The 20,097-nt window shown below is 27.9% G+C and carries 22 protein-coding genes; 11 read left to right on the forward strand and 11 right to left on the reverse strand.

The features are described from left to right. The first annotated feature begins 11 nt into the window (after positions 1-11). Positions 12-953 carry a phosphotransferase gene (locus tag ACTTBO_RS01855; protein ID WP_440656012.1) on the forward strand — a complete coding sequence of 314 codons (942 nt, stop codon included), beginning with the start codon at positions 12-14 and terminating at the stop codon, positions 951-953. 3 nt (positions 954-956) lie between these two features. Continuing rightward, the gene (locus ACTTBO_RS01860; RefSeq protein WP_440656014.1) at positions 957-1,646 is read left to right on the forward strand and encodes a sugar phosphate nucleotidyltransferase; all 690 of its coding nucleotides are present in this window, start codon (positions 957-959) and stop codon (positions 1,644-1,646) included. Here ACTTBO_RS01860 and ACTTBO_RS01865 read toward each other — a convergent pair. Next, positions 1,624-2,334, reverse strand: a complete 711-nt coding sequence (locus tag ACTTBO_RS01865; protein WP_440656016.1) for a 2,3-bisphosphoglycerate-dependent phosphoglycerate mutase — start codon at positions 2,332-2,334, stop codon at positions 1,624-1,626. The genes ACTTBO_RS01860 and ACTTBO_RS01865 overlap by 23 nt on opposite strands. A gap of 44 nt (positions 2,335-2,378) precedes the next feature. On the opposite strand from ACTTBO_RS01865, the gene ACTTBO_RS01870 reads away from it, so the two are divergent. Both ACTTBO_RS01870 and ACTTBO_RS01875 read left to right on the forward strand, forming a co-directional pair. Next, entirely contained in the window at positions 2,379-2,768 is a 390-nt protein-coding gene (locus ACTTBO_RS01870; RefSeq protein WP_440646900.1) for a hypothetical protein, read from the forward strand. Further along, the gene (locus ACTTBO_RS01875; RefSeq protein WP_440656018.1) at positions 2,755-3,354 is read left to right on the forward strand and encodes a transglycosylase SLT domain-containing protein; all 600 of its coding nucleotides are present in this window, start codon (positions 2,755-2,757) and stop codon (positions 3,352-3,354) included. Before ACTTBO_RS01870 ends, ACTTBO_RS01875 begins: the two co-directional genes overlap by 14 nt. Here ACTTBO_RS01875 and ACTTBO_RS01880 read toward each other — a convergent pair. The 4 genes from ACTTBO_RS01880 to msrA are packed head-to-tail and all read right to left on the reverse strand — an operon-like array spanning position 3,351 to position 8,733. After that, positions 3,351-6,473 (reverse strand): efflux RND transporter permease subunit, encoded by a 3,123-nt coding sequence (locus ACTTBO_RS01880; protein WP_440656020.1) that lies wholly within the window; start codon positions 6,471-6,473, stop codon positions 3,351-3,353. The genes ACTTBO_RS01875 and ACTTBO_RS01880 overlap by 4 nt on opposite strands. Next, positions 6,474-7,472: an efflux RND transporter periplasmic adaptor subunit gene (locus tag ACTTBO_RS01885; protein WP_440656021.1), complete on the reverse strand. Its 999-nt coding sequence runs from the start codon at positions 7,470-7,472 to the stop codon at positions 6,474-6,476. Positions 7,473-7,475: 3 nt separating this feature from the next. Continuing rightward, the gene (locus tag ACTTBO_RS01890) at positions 7,476-8,288 is read right to left on the reverse strand and encodes a rhodanese-like domain-containing protein (RefSeq protein WP_440656023.1); all 813 of its coding nucleotides are present in this window, start codon (positions 8,286-8,288) and stop codon (positions 7,476-7,478) included. Between the two features lies 1 nt (position 8,289). Next, positions 8,290-8,733, reverse strand: coding sequence for a peptide-methionine (S)-S-oxide reductase MsrA (gene msrA / locus ACTTBO_RS01895; protein WP_440656025.1), 444 nt, complete (start codon positions 8,731-8,733; stop codon positions 8,290-8,292). A 33-nt stretch (positions 8,734-8,766) separates the two neighbouring features. On the opposite strand from msrA, the gene ACTTBO_RS01900 reads away from it, so the two are divergent. Together ACTTBO_RS01900 and ACTTBO_RS01905 are read left to right on the forward strand one after the other, a co-directional pair. Beyond that, positions 8,767-9,648: a DMT family transporter gene (locus ACTTBO_RS01900; protein ID WP_440656026.1), complete on the forward strand. Its 882-nt coding sequence runs from the start codon at positions 8,767-8,769 to the stop codon at positions 9,646-9,648. Then, complete coding sequence (locus ACTTBO_RS01905) at positions 9,641-10,276, forward strand: DNA-3-methyladenine glycosylase family protein (RefSeq protein ID WP_440656028.1); 636 nt, start codon at positions 9,641-9,643, stop codon at positions 10,274-10,276. The genes ACTTBO_RS01900 and ACTTBO_RS01905 overlap by 8 nt, the downstream gene beginning before the upstream one ends. Here the strand turns inward: ACTTBO_RS01905 and ACTTBO_RS01910 are convergent. Both ACTTBO_RS01910 and ACTTBO_RS01915 read right to left on the reverse strand, forming a co-directional pair. Next, a complete protein-coding gene (locus ACTTBO_RS01910) occupies positions 10,263-10,559 on the reverse strand; it encodes a DUF1330 domain-containing protein (protein ID WP_440656030.1) in 297 nt (98 codons plus the stop codon). The two genes, ACTTBO_RS01905 and ACTTBO_RS01910, sit on opposite strands and share 14 nt — an antisense overlap. Positions 10,560-10,562: 3 nt before the next feature. Beyond that, positions 10,563-11,453, reverse strand: coding sequence for a hypothetical protein (locus ACTTBO_RS01915; protein ID WP_440656032.1), 891 nt, complete (start codon positions 11,451-11,453; stop codon positions 10,563-10,565). A gap of 30 nt (positions 11,454-11,483) precedes the next feature. Here ACTTBO_RS01915 and ACTTBO_RS01920 point away from each other — a divergent pair, with 30 nt between their 5' ends. Then, positions 11,484-12,017 carry a phosphoribosyltransferase gene (locus ACTTBO_RS01920; protein WP_440656034.1) on the forward strand — a complete coding sequence of 178 codons (534 nt, stop codon included), beginning with the start codon at positions 11,484-11,486 and terminating at the stop codon, positions 12,015-12,017. Positions 12,018-12,055: 38 nt separating this feature from the next. On the opposite strand, the gene ACTTBO_RS01925 is transcribed toward ACTTBO_RS01920, so the two are convergent. Beyond that, a complete protein-coding gene (locus ACTTBO_RS01925) occupies positions 12,056-13,366 on the reverse strand; it encodes an NCS2 family permease (protein ID WP_440656036.1) in 1,311 nt (436 codons plus the stop codon). Between the two features lie 126 nt (positions 13,367-13,492). Between ACTTBO_RS01925 and ACTTBO_RS01930 the strand changes: the two genes are divergently transcribed. Next, the gene (locus ACTTBO_RS01930) at positions 13,493-13,798 is read left to right on the forward strand and encodes a hypothetical protein (protein ID WP_440656038.1); all 306 of its coding nucleotides are present in this window, start codon (positions 13,493-13,495) and stop codon (positions 13,796-13,798) included. 41 nt (positions 13,799-13,839) lie between these two features. Here ACTTBO_RS01930 and ACTTBO_RS01935 read toward each other — a convergent pair whose 3' ends face one another. Then, the gene (locus ACTTBO_RS01935) at positions 13,840-14,286 is read right to left on the reverse strand and encodes an Hsp20 family protein (RefSeq protein ID WP_440656039.1); all 447 of its coding nucleotides are present in this window, start codon (positions 14,284-14,286) and stop codon (positions 13,840-13,842) included. A 102-nt stretch (positions 14,287-14,388) separates the two neighbouring features. Next, on the reverse strand, positions 14,389-16,464 hold the full coding sequence (locus ACTTBO_RS01940; protein WP_440656041.1) for a S9 family peptidase: 2,076 nt from the start codon (positions 16,462-16,464) through the stop codon (positions 14,389-14,391). Positions 16,465-16,479: 15 nt separating this feature from the next. Between ACTTBO_RS01940 and ACTTBO_RS01945 the strand changes: the two genes are divergently transcribed. Continuing rightward, the gene (locus tag ACTTBO_RS01945) at positions 16,480-16,980 is read left to right on the forward strand and encodes a J domain-containing protein (RefSeq protein WP_440656042.1); all 501 of its coding nucleotides are present in this window, start codon (positions 16,480-16,482) and stop codon (positions 16,978-16,980) included. Here ACTTBO_RS01945 and ACTTBO_RS01950 read toward each other — a convergent pair. Continuing rightward, complete coding sequence (locus ACTTBO_RS01950) at positions 16,977-17,942, reverse strand: glycosyltransferase family 9 protein (protein ID WP_440656044.1); 966 nt, start codon at positions 17,940-17,942, stop codon at positions 16,977-16,979. The genes ACTTBO_RS01945 and ACTTBO_RS01950 overlap by 4 nt on opposite strands. A gap of 50 nt (positions 17,943-17,992) precedes the next feature. On the opposite strand from ACTTBO_RS01950, the gene ACTTBO_RS01955 reads away from it, so the two are divergent. Continuing rightward, entirely contained in the window at positions 17,993-18,877 is an 885-nt protein-coding gene (locus ACTTBO_RS01955) for a dihydrodipicolinate synthase family protein (RefSeq protein WP_440656046.1), read from the forward strand. A gap of 1 nt (position 18,878) precedes the next feature. Next, entirely contained in the window at positions 18,879-20,069 is a 1,191-nt protein-coding gene (locus ACTTBO_RS01960; RefSeq protein WP_440656048.1) for a class I SAM-dependent methyltransferase, read from the forward strand. Positions 20,070-20,097: the final 28 nt, after the last annotated feature.

The following is a 20,097-nucleotide window of genomic DNA, read 5'->3' on the forward strand; positions in this document are numbered from 1 at the left end:
AATATAATAGAATGAAAAATTCAAAAGATTTGCAAAAAATTAAAGGAGATGCATCATTTAGAACTTTTTATAGAAGTAAAAAAAATAACTCTATAGTTGTTTATGCAAAAAAAGAAAAAAAGAAAAATTTATTAATTTATGATGCGGTCAACAAAATTTTAATAAAAAATAGAATTTCTGCACCAAATCTGATCAGCCATGATTATAAAAAAAACTTCATTGAAATTCAGGATTTTGGAAATGTTTCGTTATTTAAAATTTTAAAAAATAAAAAAAGAAATAAGTATTTATTTTTTAAAAATATTATTCACATACTTAATAAATTACAAAGTATAAAAACTAAAAAAATAAAAAACTTTTTAAATCAAAATTACAAACTTGAATTATATAAAAATAAAATTTTATATAATGAAGCAAAACTTTTTAGCGACTGGTATGTCGAAAAAAAATTAAATAAAAATAAATCTTTATTCAAAAAAAAATTTAAAAACGAGATAAATAAATTATTATCTAAACTTAACAATAAAAACGTTACTTTTGTACATAGGGATTTTCATGTTTCAAATTTAATGTATTTTAAAAATCAAATTAGCTTAATTGACAATCAAGACGCTCTTATTGGAAATAAAGCTTATGATTTAGCATCATTGATAGATGATGTTAGATTAAAAACTAATAATAAATTAAAAAAAAAGATTTTTGATTATTACATAAAAACCAATAAAAAAATTAATTTAATTAAATTTAAACAAGACTTTGAAATACTATCAGTTCTAAGAAATTTAAAAATCATTGGAATTTTCACAAGGCTTGCTTATAGAGATAATAAAAAAAAATATATTCAATTAATCCCTTATGCATGGGAAATGATAAATTACAGATTAAAACATAATAAGATTTTTAAGGATTTAAAACTATTATTAAAAAATAATTTTCCAGAATTTATTAATTAAATTATGAAAATAAATACAGCTTTAATATTATGTGCAGGATATGGAAAAAGATTAAACCCAATAACATTAGATACACCTAAACCTTTATTAGAGTTAAACAATGTAACAATGTTAGAAAAATGCATCCAATTGATTAAAAGTTTGGGAATTAAAAAAATTTTAATAAATTCATTTTATTTAAAAGATCATTTTCCAAAATTTTTTAAAGATAACAATTTTGATATTGATATCGAAATTATAGAGGATGGAAATGAAATTCTAGATACTGGGGGTGGTATTTTAAATTTAATCAAGCATTCTAATGAAGATGATTTTATCGTTTTTAATCCTGATACTGTTTGGACAAAAGAGTATTTTGATGAAATTAATAAAATGGAAGAGTTTTATTTTAGTGAAAAACTAAAAAATATTCTTCTATTAGTAAACAAAAATTTAAGTTTTGATAAAAATTTAAAGGGCGATTTCAATTTAGAAAATAATATTATCACTAAGGAATTAGATAAAAATTATATTTACATCGGCTGTCAGATATTAAGTAAAAAATTGTTTAAAAATGAAACTAATGAAAAGTTTTCAATTTCTAAAATTTGGAACAAATTGATTGATACCAAAGATTTAAATGGATATGAAAGCAAACAAAATTTTTATCATTTAACTAACTTGGAAATCTTCAAAAAACTAAAAGATCTTTAGCTCTACCAGAGTCTAAATATTTAGCGCTTAAAACTTTTCTATCTCCATTTACTTCAATGAGCAAAGGATTACCTGTTGGTATTTCTAATTTTGAAATTACATTATTATCCAAATTAAATAGGTACTTACAAAGAGCTCTAATTGAATTTCCATGTGCAGATATTAAAATATTTTTATCATTTATGATTTCAATTTTCTTTTTGTAAAAATCTATTACTCTCTCATAAGTGTCTTTTAGAGACTCTGTACTAGGTATTTTATTTTCAGGAATATTTTTATAGATTTCTATATTACATGGATGATATGGATTTTGTTTTTCTAGAGGATCAGGTCTTAAATCCCAAGACCTTCTAAACTGATGTACCTTATCTTCCCCCAATTTTATCTTCATTTCGTCTTTATTAAGACCAGTAAGTGCACCATAATGTCTTTCGTTTAGTTCCCATGCTTGAGTAGGATTTTTATCATCCTTTAATTCATTTTGGATAATTTTAAGCGTATTTTTGGCTCTTAATTGAACAGAAGAGAAATAAAGATCTATTTTTAGATTATTTTTATTAATTAATTCACCCGCTTTTTTTGCTTCTGATTTACCATTATCTGTTAAATCAACATCTACCCAACCAGTGAATTTTTTTTCCAGATTCCAAACACTTTGACCGTGTCTTACTAAGATTAAATAACTCATTTGTTTAACTTTTAGATTTATTTGATAATAAAACTTTTACATCAATGATTAATATATTTTCAAGATATAAGTTCATTTTTTATTTTTTTAACTTTGTAATAATTTTTCTGTATTTATTTCCTGGAAGTTTTTTAGGATGTTTTTTATATGATAATTGTCTAAAACAACCACAAATTACCCCAGATTTTTTGATTTCAACAAACCATTTGTATGCTTTTTTAATACTTTCTGTAGTGGGATTTTTTACTTTTAATAAAATAAAACAATTTAAAATAATAAGTATTTATTTGATTTTACTTTCTATAATTTTAGAATTTCTACATTTAGTAATTCCGGAAAGAAGTTTTCAATTTTCTGATTTATTTGGAAATTTAATTGGTGTTGTTATAGTTGTAATCATAAGCTTTTTTTTAAAAAAAAATGAAAAATATTAAAAGTATTTATATATTTATATTTATTTTATTTTTAAGTGGCTGTTCTTCTGTACCAAAAAATGTATCTGATGGTTGCTCAATATTTAATGAAAGATATTTGTGGTATAAGCACGCTAAAAAAACAGAAGCAAAGTGGGGTACACCAGTGTATTTACAACTAGCTATCATTAAGATGGAATCCAGCTTTGATTGGTTGGCAAAACCTCCAAGACAAAAAATATTTAAAGTTATCCCTTACAAAAGACCTTCCAGTTCTTTTGGATATTCGCAAGCAGTTAAAGGTACTTGGAAACAATATAAAGAAGAAACAGGAAATAAATTTGCAACAAGAACAAGATTTAAAGACAGTGTAGATTTTATTGGTTGGTATACAAACAAAACTGAGAAAATTTTAAAAGTTTCAAAGAAAGATGCTTTTAGACAATATGTTGCATACCATGAGGGGTGGGGGAATTACAAAAATTATAAAAAAAATAACAAGGTTATCAAATTAGCTAAAAGAGTTGAGAAACAGTCTGATATTTATAAAAAACAATTATCAGATTGTAAAAATAAATTAACTACAAGTAAGTATATTATTTTTTAATTTAATTGTTTTTTTAGCTCTATATCTACTGCATCAATACGCTTAGTATTTTTTGCTAATGCTAAATACATTGTAGGGGTAACATATAGAGTAAAGAATGTTGATATAATCATTCCACCTAAAATAGTTGCGCCAACCGCTAATCTCGATCCTTCTCCAGCACCAGGACCTATATTTCCGATAACCAAAGGTATCATAGCAATCATAGTACTTAGTGATGTCATTATAATAGGTCTAATTCTTAGCTTACAGGCTTTCAACACTGCTTCTTGAATTTTAACACCTGTTGTTCTTATTTGGTTTGCGTAATCAACAATTAAAATACTATTCTTCGTAGAAATACCAATAAGAATAATCAGGGCAATTTGTGAGAATATATTTACTGAACTATTTAAAAATAGAATAAATACTAAACCACCAAACACAGCCAAAGGAACTGTCAAAATAATTATGAAAGGGTGTACAAAAGAGTTAAATGTTGCTGCCATTACTAAATAAGCAGTTAACAAAGCTAAAGCAAAAATTAAATAAATTTCGTTTGTAGTTTCTTTCAATTCTTCTGATTTTCCTTTCCAAGTAATTTGGTTTTGAGGGGCAACTTTTATCATTACATCTTCTAGATATTTAACAGCTTCAGTTAGTGTGTAATTTTCTGATAGTGCAGCTGAAATTGTAACAGCTCTTTGTCGATTATATCTTGGTAATGCCTCTGCAGTTCCTTTTTCCTCAAATTCCACAAGACTAGCTACAGAAACTAATTTTCCAGTTGTTTCAGATCTTACAAATATTTTTGATAAACCGTCTTGGTCACGTCTATCTGCTAAATATTGTTGTAAGATAATTGGGTATTCTCTTCCTTCTTTACTAAAAGAAGTAACTCTTTTTCCTCCGTAAAGTGTTTCAAGAGTTCTTCCTATATTTTCTGTAGACACTCCCAAATCATTGGCTCGATTTTTGTTAGTGATTAATTTAACTTCAGGTTTGTTTTTTGTATAATCACTTTCAATTCTGAACATATTTCTATTTTTTCTTAATTCTCTTAGAACACTATTTTGAATATCCTCTAATTCCTCATAACTTGAACCATAAATAACCATCTGTACTGGTTTGTTGTAGCTTGAAACTCTTATTCCTTGTGGTGATATTGGAAAAGCAAAAGTTTCTGGAACCGAAACCACTTGTCCAATAGCTTCTCTTAATACAGTTTGACTATTTTTTTCTCTATTTTTCCATTCATCAAGTAAAGCAATTATTATAAAAGTGTTATAAGATGTTGCGGATCTTCCAAATCCAGGAACTCTCATGATTAGTCTTTCATATGGGCTATCTTCTGCTTGCAATAATCTTAATATTCTTCCTTCAATTATCTGAGCCTTTTCTTGAGTATATTCAAATGAACTACCTTCATCTGTCGAACCTATTATTAAATAAGAACCTCTATCCTCCGTAGGCAGTAATTCTTTTTTTGAGAAATTAAAAAGATAAGCAGATGCTGCAATAATAAAAATTATAAATATTGAAATAGTTTTCTGTCTGTTTATCCAGTACTTAAGTGAATCAATATAAAATTCAGTAAAAGATTTGAATTTATTATTAAATTTTTTAACTAAGAAATTAACTTTTTCTTTTTTATTTAAAAACTTACTTCCAAGCATTGGAGACAGAGTTAATGCAACAAAGGATGATACTACAATTGAAAAAGACAATGCTATTGCGGTTTCTTTAAACAATGTTCCAGATATTCCTTTAATAAATATAAGGGGTAAGAACACTGCAATTAAAATTAAAGTAGTTGCAATAATAGCAAAAGTAATTTGCTTAGAACCTTTATAAGCAGCAACTAGCGGTGTTTCACCGTTTTCTATTCTGGTATAAATAGCATCTGTCATAATTACAGAGTCATCAGTAATTATTCCTATTGCTAAAATAAAACTTAATAATACAAAAATATTTATAGAAAGATCAAAAATGTACAATCCAAGAAATGATCCAATTAAACTAACAGGAAGAGCTACAGCTGGTACAATTACTGCTTTAAGATTTCCAAGAAAAAGATAAATGATTAAAACAACTAGAACAAAAGCAATAATTAAACTTTTATAAACTTCTTCGATTGCAGCACCAATATATGTTGCTCTATTAAATGCTATCTCTAAACTTAGACCATCTGGAAGTGATTTATTTAGTTCTTTTATTTTAGCTTTAATTTGGTTTGATAACTCTACTGTTGAAGCGCCACTTTTAGCGTATATGCCAATTCCTACAGTTTTTAAGTTGAGTGCATTTTTACTTTGTGCTTTGAATAAAGTTTTCTCTGAAACAGGTCCAAATTCTATATTAGCAACATCAGAAAGTATTACTACTTTGTCTTTATTTTTTCTAAGAGGAAGTTGCTTTATAGTATCTATGTTTGAATAAGACTTATCTATATTTAAAGTTAAATCTTTATTATTTGCTTCTAATGTACCAGCAGGAATATTAAGATTTTCATTTCTTAAAGCTCTTTCAACCTCTTGAATTGTAAGGTTATTGGCTGCTAATTTGATAGGGTCTATCCAAACTCTTACACTGAGCTCTCTTAGTCCACCAACTAAAATCCTCCCAACATTTGGAACACTTGAAAAAGCATCTATCAGATATCTTTCAGCATAATCTCCAAGATCAAGATCATCCCATGTAGGAGATGTTAGTGCTACCCACATTGTAGTTGTGAAACCTGCTGCTTGTTTTAGAATTTGGGGCGGATTAGACTCGCTAGGTAAATTGTCAACAACACGAGCAACTCTTTCTCTAATATCATTCGCTGCATCGTCTAAATCAATATCTGTATTAAATTGTATATTAATTCTGCTTCGTCCATTTAAAGAACTAGAGTCGATGTTTTTAATACCTTCTGCACCACCTATAACATCTTCAAGTTTTTGAGTTATTTCTTCATCAACAATTTCTGCTGACGCTGATTTATAATCTGTTTGAACTTGAACTACTGGAGGCTGTATTCCATCTGGAAGTTCTCGGACTGGTAGCTCTGCAAAAACAAATATTCCAAAAATAATTAGAATTAAAGACATCACCCATGCAACAACAGGTCGTTTAATACTAACTTCGGTTATATACATTTAATTATTTTTTTCTTTTTCAGATTTTTTAAAAATATTTTTTAGCCAATCAAATTTACCTTTTTTTTCCTCGGCTTTTTTGGATTCCTTTTTTTTACCCCAACCAGAATTTCCTTGTTTTTTCTTTGCACCTTTTTCTATAGGTCTTATAGTTAAATTTGGTCTAACTTTTTTTGTACCTTCAGCAACAATTTTATCTCCTTTATTTAATCCATCTAAAATTTCTACAAATCCTAAATATCTATCACCTACAGTTACGTTTGTTTTCATTACTTTATTTTTCTCATCCACTTTATATATAAAAATATTTTCACCTTCGACTATTGTGCTTGTATCGGGTGCACTTAAACCATCTCTAACATTGTATTTAATTGAAATTTCCAAAAATGAACCTGGTAAAATTTCTCCAGATTTATTATCCATTTTTATTCTTGTGGCTAATGATCTAGTGTCTTGACTTATTCTGCTTGCAAAAGAGTCAACTTCACCTTTGTAAATTTTATTTTTGTATCCTGAAAACTTTATATCAACAGGTAAACCAACTTTTATAAATGGAACAAAAATTTCTGGTATATCCACATCACAATATAGTGAGCTAGTATCTTCTAAATTAATTAATAGAGAAGATTTTGATACCTCTAAATCTTCAGAAAATTCTCTTTTCCCAATAACCCCATCAAATTGAGCAATAATTTTTCTATTCTTAAGATTAGCAACAACATCGCCTTTTTTAACTTTTTTATTAAAATCTATTGGCTTTAATATCTCATACTTTTCAACCTTAAATGACTGGGTTTTAACTGGTGCTGCTGTTCCATATGTACTTATAACATTTTCAAAAGTTCTCTCTTGTGTTGTGGTTACTATTATTCCAGGAGGAGGTCTTTTACTAAATTTTTTCTTAAAATGATTTCCAATCATTGTTCTACCAATAATTACTATGGCAATAATTAAAAAGAAGATGACGATTATACTTGTGATTTTAGTTGATGTTTTCATAATTTAAATTTTTCCATATTCTGACCAAGATCCGTCATAAATGGTTGGGAGATATTTAGTATTAACTAAAGAATATGCAAGCGCTAAAACACATGCAGTAACACCAGATCCACACGAAAAAACTAAATTTTCCTCAAAATTCTTTGATATTTCTTGAAATAATTTATTTAAATCCTCTTTATTTTTAAAAGTCTTATTTTCATTTATTACCTCTACAAAAGGTAAACATACCGAATTTGGAATAGAACCACTTCTTACATTTTTTCTTGGATCTGGGGCTTTACCTTCAAATCTTTCTCTGCTTCGCGCATCTACTACTTTGAATTCTTTTTTAGAAATATTTTGATCAATTAGGACTTTATTTTTTACAAGTTTAGATAATTCATTACCCTCATAATTAGATTTATTTAAATTAGCTGAAATATTTGATGTCTTTTTATTTTCACTTTTCCATTTTTTAAAACCACCATCAAGAACATTAACCAATTTTGGATCATGACCAAAATAAATGAAATTATACCAACCTCTGCATGAACTTATGACATTTGAATTATCATAAATTACAATTTGATCATCATTTGAAATTCCTAAGTCTGAAATTATTTCATTCCAAGCCACTAAGTTTGGAAGCATATGAGGAAGGTCCGTGTCTTGTTTTGAATTTTTGTCTAAATCAAAAAAAATAGCATTTGGGATATGCTCTTTATCAAATTCATCTTGAGCATTTCTATTTTCTGCAGGCATATGCCAAGAACAATCAATTATCTTCACTTTGTCGAGATTTTTCTCTAGCCAATCTGTATCAACCAATGACATACTATCTTTTTTCTAGATACTTTTGGTGATACTCTTCTGCTGCACAATAGTTTTTAGTTGATGAAATTTTTGTTACTACTTTGCCAGATAGTTTAATATTTTCTTTTTCTACCATCTTTTCCGCAATAGTTTTTTGATTATCGTTTGTATAAAAAATTTCACTTCTATACTGAGTACCAAAGTCAGGTCCTTGAGAATTTAATGTAGTGGGGTCATGAAATTTAAAAAAATATTCAAGAATATTTTCGTAAGAAATTTTATTTGGATCAAATTCTAACTTAACTACTTCAGCGTGATTGGTTGTACCAGAGCATACTTCTTTATAATTTGTTTTGTCAGAGTTACCTCCACAATATCCAACTTCTGTTTTTATAATACCATCAAGTTTGCTAAACTTTATTTCCGGTCCCCAAAAACATCCTAAACCTAAAATTGCTATTTCCATTGATAAATACCTTAATTAATCTAAGTTAATCATATGTTGTCAAAAAATCAATTGGGCTTTTTTTATATGTTTATATCTGTATGCGCTTTCTCGCTAATGGATTTAATTGTTAAATGGTCTGATGATTATCCAGTAGGGCAAGTTTTGTTTTTTAGAGGCTTTTGTGGAATAATCCCAATTTTATTTCTTATCCCTAAAGATCGGTATTTTGATTTCTATAAAACAACGCGACCTGTGCTTCATTTTAAAAGATGCTTAGCGGGACTTATAGCTTTAGTTTCTATATTTGTTGCACTTAGAAATTTACCTTTGGCAACTGTTGTAAGTATTTCATTTGCTGCACCAATTTTTATTACAATTTTTTCAATTTTTTTATTAGATGAAAAAGTTGGTTTATATAGATGGATGGCAGTATTAGTTGGATTTTTAGGAATAATATTTATTACAGAGCCAGGATTTAGTGCTTTAAATTTGTATTATATTTACCCAATTATTTTTTGTTTAGGTCTTTCCTATGTAGCAATTGCTATTAGAAAATTATCTACAACTGAACCACCATGGTTAATAAGTTTTTTCTTTTCATTTTCAATTATGCTTTTAAGTTTTCTTTCGTTTTATCAGGGCTGGATACTACCTAGCTTAATCGACCTTTTTTTATTGTCCATGATTGGAATTCTTGGAGGCCTTGCTAATTTATGGTTATCACAATCTTATAAATATTCAGAGGTAAGTTTAGTTTCTCCATTAAAATATCTAGCTTTAGTCTTTGCCATTATTTTTGGGTATCTTATTTGGAACGAAATACCATCAGTTAAAACTTTATTAGGAGCTTTATTAGTAATTATCTCCTCAATTGTAATATTTAGAAGAGAAATGTATTTAAAAAAAAAATTATCTGTTTCACGGCATGAGTAAAACACCATTATATTGGAATAAGGCAAAAAAGTATTTATCAAAAAAAGATAAAACTATGTCTTCTTTAATTAAAAAATACAAGTCACCATCAGAAACTGTTCTTACATCAAGGCGTGATGTTTTTTTCTCTCTTTGTAAAAGTATAATTGGTCAACAAATTAGTGTAGCTGCTGCTAACTCGGTTTTTCTAAAGTTTAAAAAAAAATGTAATAACAAAATTAATGCAAAAACAGTGAATAAATTATCAAGCTCTCAATTAAAGAGCTGTGGATTAAGCAGACAAAAAGTTAAGGGTATAAAAAGTTTAGCAGAACAAGTATTAAACAAAACATTTAATCCTAAAGTTATTCCAGGCATGTCTGACGAAGAAGCAATTATTTATTTATCTAAACTAAGACAAATAGGAAGATGGTCAGCTGAAATGATTTTATTATTTACTTATAATCGCCCTAATATATGGCCTGTACAAGATATAGGACTTCTAAGAGCTATTTCAAAAAATTATAATAAAAAATATCTTCCACCAGAAAGCTATGTAAACTTATTGCATAAAAGATTTTCCCCATATTGTTCTGTAGCCACATGGTATCTTTGGAGAAGTATAGATCCTGAGCCTATTCAATATTAAAAGCCTCAACAATTTGTAGATTTCTTAATGTCGTATGTTTCGCTAAATTCCATCCATTTTGATATTCTTTTGAATCGTGACATTCTACTGCTTTCTCGAAACTAGGAAATTCCCAAATAACTGTTCTAGAATATTCTTCACCCTCTAGATTCAGAAATTTACCTCCCCTGACAATTGGTTTGCCACCAAATTTTTTGATTATTGGTGTTACTGTCTCAGAATATTTTTTTAAATGATTAATATTTCCAATTTTTTTGTAAACAGCTATCCAATATGCTTTCATAGATTAATCTAGCCAACCTTTGTATTTATTTAAATTATTAGTTATGTATTTAGGCAATTTATTTATATCAAAATTTTTTAATATAACCCCATTACCAACTTTATTTACTTTTTTATCCACTCTAAGATCGTAAATAGCCTGTTTTTTTAACATTAAGTTATTTATTTCCTCAACAGTAAGTGAAACAAGATCAAATTCTCTGTGATGTAAATATGACTTTAATTTATGCTCAATTAATTTAGGACTTTTCATGTTAGAAAAATGCCAACCACCATCATTAATTATTTTTATACTTGTATATTTTTTTTTTGAAAAAAATGTATCAAATCTATAAAAAGGATATTTCTTATCTTTGACATTACGTAGCCATTGAGGTGATATAAAATGCTTTTTTTTAACAGCTTTTGTTCCAGACCATTTAAAATTAGGTATATGTAAATTATATTTATAATAAAACATATCTTGCTTAAATATCAAAATTTCATTTTTAATATTATTTAACAATCGAATATTTAACTTAGGAATTTCATCTACATCAGAAATTAAAATTAAATCTTCACTACTAGCATTTTTTAAACCTTGATTGATAAAATTTCTTTGAGAATTTTCTCGGTAAAGAGCATTCATTATATATTTATTATCTTTGGTTTTTTTATCATCATCATCATTTACGAGCTGAACGTTGCTAGGAATCTGATCATAAATTAAATAAATTATTTTATCTTGAAACTTTTTAAATTTTGTTGAACTAAACAATAATTCTCTACTTTCTCCTTTATGATTATAAGTACTTTCAACTATTACAAAAAAGTCTACAAAATCATTGAGTATGTTTAATCTAAGATCTAATATCTGCTCTTCATCAAAATACATAAAGCAGTCGAAGATTTTCATAATTTTTTAATCTTTCTTAATTTTTTATATATGATAAGAAATTTAATGGCAGATAAATTAAATATCACATTTGATCAATATACTAAAATAGTTGAAAAATTAGCAATACAAATTCACAAAAATTATAGCCCGACAGTTTTAATTGGAATTATGAGGGGTGCAGCACCTATATTGGATATCCTTTCTAGAATTCTAAAGCTCCCAATTGCTTATATTGTTATTCAAAGCTACTCCGGCAAAGGTATGGAAGACAAGCAAGGAGAACTCATGTTTGCAAGAGAAATAAGCTCTTTAGCAAATAATAAAGATTTCAGAAAAGTATTGTTAATTGATGATCTTTCTGACACTGGCTTAACACTTAATAAAAGTATTGAATGGCTTAAAAATTATCCACAAACTAAAAATTATATTCAAGAAGTTAAAACAGCTTGTCTGTGGAAAAAAAAATCATCAACTTTCGAACCAGATTTCTGTCCTGTAAGACTAGATTCTGACCCTTGGATTGTTCAGCCAACCGAACATTATGAAGAATTATCTATTGAAGAATTAATTAAAAGAAATTAGTTAACAGGGCTAGTAAACTAGCCCTGTTAAAATCTTATTTAACTTACAGCAAAACTTACAACACTAAGTATTGCAACTACCCATATTGCTGGCGAAGTGCTTGAAAACTTTCCAGTAAATATTTTAATTAATGCGTAAGAAACAAATGCTAGGGCAATTCCATTACTAATACTGTAGGTCAATGGCATTGCTATCATTGCAAGTATTGCAGGAGCAGATTCAGAAATATCGTTCCACTCAATATCTGTAATATTTCTTACAAAAAGAACAGACACAAAAAGTAGAGCTGCACCATCAATTTGTTTAGGTAAACTAGTTGCTAAAGGAGCAAAAAAGATACATGCTAAAAACAAAATACCTATTACAAGAGATGTCATTCCTGTTTTACCACCTGCTTTTACACCAGCACCAGACTCAACATAACTTGTTACAGTAGTAGTTCCCATCATTGCACCTGCAACTGTTCCAACACTATCAGATAACATTGCTTTATTGATATCTTGAACTTTTCCGTCTTTACCGACTTTACCTGCAACGTTTGCAACAGAAGTTAAAGTTCCAGCCGTATCAAAGAAGTCTATAAACAATAAAGTAAAGATTACTGTAGACATACCAGCAGTCATTGCGGCAGACAGATCAAACTCAAAAAGATATGTCATTGGAGGAGGTGAGCTAGCTAATCCATTAAATTTAGCAAGGCCAGTAGCCCAAGCAATGATACTAAATACCAATATCCCTATGATGATGTTACCTTTTACATTCATTTTTTCTAAAACAATGATTGCTATAAAAGTTGCACATCCTAAAAGAACTAATGGATCTCCAAGATTACCTAATTTAACTAAGGTAACAGGATCATCTACAACTACTTCCATAATTTGTAATCCAATAATCGCTAAAAATAATCCAATACCTGCACCAATTCCTAACTTTAAACTTTTTGGAATTGAGTTAATTAGCCATGCTCTTATTGGCGTTAAAGATATTATTAAGAATAATACACCTGCTACCAATACAGCACCAAGTGCTTCTTGAGGCGTGTATCCCATTCCAGCACATACTCCAAATGCAACGAATGCGTTAATACCCATTCCGGGTGCAAGTCCTATTGGCCAAGTCTTTCCATAAAAAGCCATAATAAAACATGCTAAAGCTGTGGCTAAAATCGTAGCTGTATATACTGCACCGAAATCAAAGAAACCTTTTTCGGGTCCGGCGAATTCTCCCGATAAGATGAATGGATTTAAAAACATTATATAAGCCATTGTCAAGAACGTTGTAGTTCCCGCTATGACTTCTGTTTTAAAATCTGTTTTATGTTTTTTATAATTAAAATAATTATCAAGCATTTGTCCTCCTAATTTCAGATAATTATTTGATTCTTTTGAATAATACTTTGAATAAGTCACTTTTATTCACAAAATTCAACTCACAAGTTTATATTTATGCCATATTTGTAATGATAGTGTTGTTATATGAAAGATTTGAAAATTTTATTTATTACATTTGTTATCTTTTTATTTGTTTCTGGTTGTCAAACAGTTAAGCAAAAAACAGATGCTGCTATTGAAAAAGAAAATAAAAAGTTGAGTGAATTTATTGGTCAATCAGCTAGTAAACTACAAATGGAACTTGGAAGACCTGATGAAGATTTTGAAAATGAAAAAGGTAATTTTATCTTTGTCTACAACACTAAGAAGTATGGATTTCCATGTGAAAGAAGATTTGAAATTGATCCAGATAAAATTGTAATTGGATTTGCTTCTAATGGATGTTTTTAGGTTTTACCTGCGAGGATAAATCCTCGCAAGTAAGGGTAAACTTATTTAATTTCTATAAGTTTTTTCTTTTTATGTTCTGGGATAATTCTTTCACAAGATATTGTTAAAAGACCATCTTTAAGTTCAGCACCGTTAACTTTTACATCATCAGCTATAGTGAATGATCTTGCAAATTGTCTTTGAGAAATACCTTTGTGAATTATTTCTCCATTAAAATCACTCTTTTCTGATTTATCAACTTGTTTTGTTCTTACCGTTAATAAATTATCTTCAAACTCAACCTCAACATCATTTTTATTAAAACCAGCCAATGCAACTTCAATTGCATAATTATCCTTACCAGTTTTTCTGATGTTGTATGGCGGGTAGTTTGATTGCATTGTCAAACTTCCGTTACCCAACATGTTTTCAAATTGATCAAACATGTCGTCAAAACCAATTGAAAAAGGTCTTAGTGAGTTAAATATAGATAGATCCTTACTTGTCATAATATCCTCCTTTTTTTAAGCAAGTTTATTTTATGCAAGTCCCATAAGGCGACTTACATTGTATATTTAGGTATGATTAAAAAGATTTCAATATCTGAAAAATTAAATTTTTTCTGAAATTTTTAATGCAAATGCATAGTCGAGTGCAATTTCTTCTATTGCTCCGTCTCTTCCAGATTTACCTCCATGACCTGCATTCATTTCTGTTTTGAGAAGTAATAAATTATTATCAGTTTTATAGTCTCTAAGTTTAGCTGTAAATTTTGCAGGTTCATCAAACAAAACCCTGTTATCACTTAAACTAGTTGTTATTAGCATATGAGGATAATCCATTTTTTTTATATTATTATATGGAGCATATGAAAATATATAATCAAAGTGCTCTTTGTTTTCTTTAGCATTACCAAATTCATCAAATTCACCAACTGTGAGAGGTAAAGAATGATCAAGATTTGTAGTTAATGAATCAACAAAAGGAACAGCCATAATTATACCTAAAAATAATTCAGGAGCCTGATTAACAACAGCTCCCATTAATAAACCACCAGCAGATCCACCCATTCCGATTATTTTTCCTTTTGAGGTGTAGTTGTTTTCTATCAAATATTTTGCAGCATAAATATAATCTTCAAACGTATTTTTTTTATTAGTTAACTTTCCTTCTTTCCACCATTTCATTCCTTTTTCCATTCCACCTCTAATGTGTGCAGTAGCCCAAATAATATCTCTATTTATTAAGCTCAGTCTTGTTGAGGAAAAACCTGGACTCATCGAACTACCATAAGATCCGTAACCGTATAGTAACAAATTTGCTGTTCCGTCTATTTTTGTATTTTTGTGTCTTGTAATCGTAAGTGGAACCATTCTTCCATCATGGGATTTAAACTCTATTCTCTCAACTATGTAATCATCTGTATTATGGCCTGAGGGTATTTCTTGTTCTTTTACAAGTGTTTTAGATTTAGTTTTTAAATTGTATTTGTAAACTCTTGAAGGTGTTTTGGGTGAAGAGTATGAAACGTAAACCTCATCTGTGTCTCTATTTCTTTGTGTTAATGAAACACCAGGAACACATACTTTCTCGTCAGAAAAAATTAATTCCTCTTCGTTGTTTGTTAAAACGTCAATAACAAACAGTTTATCCAAGGCTTCTGATGTTTCGGATCTAATTATCCAGTCATTTAAAAATGTAAGTCCACCAATTAAAACTTCTTTTTTTGCAGGAATAAATGTCTCCCAATTCTGATTTTCTAAAGTTTCTGAAATATCAATTTTAAAATCCTCTGCATCTTTATTTGTATGATTATAAAATTTTCCATTCCATGAATTTACAGAGTAAAGGATTCCCTTTTCGCGTTTAATTATTAATTTTGGATTTGGTTTTACTTCATTCACATGAAAGTAATATTGCTCTGAAGTATTGTGATCTGAAGTATTTATGAAATAATATTTCTCATCAGAACTTAACCCAATACTAACAGTGAAAGCTTCACTTTTTTCATCGAAGATTAATTCATCTTCACTTTCAAAATCTCCAATTTTATGTCTAAAAATTTTTCTAGCTCTATGATTTTCATCTAACTTTGAATAAAAAAGATACTTATCATCTAAACTAAAAATTATACTTCCTGATGTTTCTTTTATTTCTTTTGAAATTATTTTGTTATTTTTAATATTTCTTACATAAATTGTATAATACTCTGAACCTTTGGTATCTAGTGAGTACCCAAGATATTCATCATTGTTACTAACTTCTAAATCTCCAACACCGAAATATTCAACATTTAATTTTTCTTTTTCTTTATCTCCATTCCAAATTTCTTCAATTTCTGATGAACCAATTTTTTTTCTTAATTTTATAGAGTAATTTCCTTTGGCAGTAGTCTTTGTCCAATACTCATATGAATGATCTTTAAAAGATAAGCTTTCATCATCTAATTTTATTCTACCTTTAATTTCATCAAATAATACTTTTTGAGCATTTTTAGTATTTTTTAGATGATACTCAGTATATTTATTTTCATCTTCTAAATATTCTTTTACCTCTGGAAGAAGCTTAGTCTTGTCTTGCAAGACTTCCAAAATATTTTCTTGATGGATCCAGCTATAGTTATCTTCCCACTCTATATTGTGACAAGATTTTAGCTCTGGTTTTTTTTTTAGATATGGTACTTTCATTTTAACTGGAAATATATGAATTTTATAATTTATACATTATTAATTGTAGTTGGTTTATATTTTTTATTAAGACTTTTTACTCAAGTTGCGTCAAAAAAAATATCAAAAGGTTTAAGAGTATTCTTATTCATAGTTTTAATCATCTTTGCAGTTTTGTTTGCAATCGGAGGTAAATTTTTACTTACTTTACCATTTACTCTCGCGAGTCTTGCTCTTTTAAAATTGAAAGGTATGTCAATTTTTCAGTTAATTTCGTTGTACAGATTAATACAAACTTTAAGAAATTCAGGGAGATTTTCATTTAATAACACTGCATCAAATTTAAATACAATGTCTACTGAAGAAGCGTATCGTATACTTAATTTAAATCCTTCAAAAAGTTTGACTAAAGAGGATGTAAATAAAGCTTACATTAAAATACAAAAAAAAATTCATCCAGATATTTCACCTGAGACTTCTAGGTTATCTACTTTAGTAAATGAAGCTAAAGAGATAGTGCTAAATGATATCAGTTAAGATACTATTGAATTTAATTTATAAAGTATTTTTTGTGGATTAATTTTATCTTTTCCTAAAGTTCCATGAGTTACTTCGTTAACATCATCAGGTAATACAGGGTGCATTTTAGAACTATAATTTCCATAAATTAGGGGGGTATCTGCCATTAAAGTTATCGTTTCTACTCCAAGCGCTGAAGAAAGATGACTGAAGCTTGAGTCATTACATATTGATACATTACAATTTTTAATAATCGGCAAACATTCTTTTATAGATAAATTATCTAAAGGATGGCAGTAATTTTTAAGATTTGAGTTTTTAATTTCATTTAAAATTTTTTGTTCTTCGTCATTTTTACCGGTTGCTAAAAAAAATTTACATTTTTTTTGCTTAGAAATTTCTTTCATTACTTTTAAAAAAGTTTTTGTTGGAATTCTTTTCGTAGGTCCTGACCCACCTATACCTAAAAGTATATTTAAATCTTTTTTAGAAAAATTATATTTTTTTTCAGCTTCTAAAACACTTGACTCATTAATATGAATATTTGGATTATTTTTTACTTGGATACCAATTGTATCATAAATTAATTTGTTCGAGGCTTTTATCATATTTTGTTCTTTTTTTTGAAATAAAGGAAATTGATGAATTTTGTTAATACCAGATAATTTTGCAATTAAATTGTATCGAAGTGAAGAGTTAAAAATGAAAACTTTATTAAATTTATATTTCCTTAATTCATTAGCTAATCTCAAACTTCCAAAAAATCTGTTATGTTCTGAGTTTTTAACTTTATTATTTCTCTTCAGAATGATTATTTCATCAATGTAGTTTGTTTGATTTAAATACTCCCTGCATTTTGAGCTTTCTTGAACAAGTAAACTTACAGGAGTATTAAATTTGTTAGATATCGCCTCTACAAAAGGTAAAAACATAATACTATCACCAATTCCCATTCTGTTTTGAATTGCTAAAATTTTCATATTTTTATTTATAAACTTTACTAATTATAATTTTTATATAAATTTTTAATATGAGTAAAATAAATGGAGTTTATGCTGCTACTTTGTCATTATTAAATGAAGATCTTACTCTTAATGTTGACAAAACGATAGCACATGTAGAATTGACTATTGATAATGGTTGTCATGGAGCTGCAATATTTGGTAGTACTGGGCAAGCCCAATTAATTTCTATTGCAGAAAAAATCAATTTTCTAAATAAATTATCAATTAATAAATATAAAGAAAAATGCATTATTGGAACTGGATTGAACTCTTTAGGTGAAACAATAAATTTAATGAGAGTTGCAATATCATTAAATTTTGAGAAATTTCTTATTATGCCGCCAGCATTTTACAAATATAATGATGAGGACGTATTTAATTTTTATTCTAAAATAGTAGAATCTGTGCCAAAAGCACAAATTATTTTATATAATTTTGAAAAACTTTCTGGATATAAATTCAGTGTTGAGTGTGTAGAAAAGCTTGTTAAAAATTTTCCAGACCAAATAGTTGGAGTTAAAGATAGTTCATACAATCTTTTTGAAAATTTAAAATTAGATAATTTTTCAGTTATGCCAGGTTCTGAAACTAAATTATTGAAGGGACTTGAGTTAGGTTGTTCAGGAATAATCACTGCTACATGCAACGCAACATCTCAAATGGCAAGAAAAGTATATGATGATTTTAAAAATGGGAAAGAACAAGAAATAAATTCTAAACTTTGCGATGTAAGAGGCACATTTGAAAAATATAATTTAATTTCTGGTTTGCATACTTTTTTTAAGAATAAAGATAGTATTTATGAAAATTTACTTCCTCCTCTAAGAATCCTTAATAAAGAGGAAGAAATTGATCTTTTAAATAATTTAGAGAAATTAGATTTTTCGTTTAAATCATCAATGGCAGCTTAATATGCAATTAGCAAGGTTCTTAAATGGTGTTTTTAAGAAAGATGGTTTTATTTTAGTCGACGCAAACTCAAAAAATTATATCATTGGAAATCCTGAAAGAGAAAATCCTATAAAAGTTAAAATACTTAATAAAAATCTTCATTATAAACTTTTACTTCATCCAGATCTTTATTTTGGAGAAGCTTACACAGATGGAGAAATAGTAATTGAAAATGGAAGCCTCACAGATTTTTTAGATTTATCTTTGATGAATTTTGGAAGAGGTGAATTAAATTTTTTTAGCTATTTAATTAATAGGTTAAGAGGATCATATAGATATCTAACAAATTTCAATTTTATCAAAAAATCCAAAATGAATGTCTCACATCACTATGATATCAAAGATGATCTTTATGATTTATTTTTAGACCCTAAAAGACAATACTCATGTGCTTATTTCAAAAATGAAAATGATACTTTAGAAGATGCCCAAAATAATAAAATTCAACATATAATTAAGAAATTAAATGTAAAACCAAATCAAAAAGTATTAGATATTGGATGTGGATGGGGTTCTTTAGCTATTGATATTGCAAAATCAGCGAACTGTGAAGTAACTGGAATCACATTATCAGAAAATCAATTAAAATATTGCAAACAAAAAGCCAAAGAACTTAATTTAGAAAATCAATTAACATTTAAATTAATGGATTACAGGGAACTTAATGAAAAATTTGACAGGGTTGTAAGTGTTGGTATGTTTGAACATGTGGGAAGAAAATTTTATAAAAAATTTTTCTCGCAAGTTGAAAAACTTCTTAAAAATGATGGAGTTTCATTAATTCATACTATTGGATCAGTAAATCCTCCAAGAGACCCTCATCCATGGATTACAAAATATATATTTCCAGGTGGCTATACTCCAAGTTTAAGTGAAGTAATCACTCCAATTGAAAAAGCTGGCTTAATTGTGGCTGATATTGAGGTACTAAGGATGCATTATTCTCACACGTTAAAGCATTGGAAGCAAAATTGTATAAATAATAAAGATAAAATTATTAACATGTTTGATGAGCGTTTTTTTAGAATGTGGGAATTTTATTTAGCAGGTTGTGAAATGGCATTTAAATGGGGAGACCAAGTTGTATATCAGTTTCAGCTTACTAAAAATTATACTTCCACACCAGTTACAAGAGACTATATTTATCAATAATTTATTGGTAAATAATAATTTCAGTTAA

This window comes from Candidatus Pelagibacter sp. HIMB1509 (genome assembly GCF_052047855.1).
Taxonomy (GTDB): Bacteria; Pseudomonadota; Alphaproteobacteria; order Pelagibacterales; family Pelagibacteraceae; genus Pelagibacter.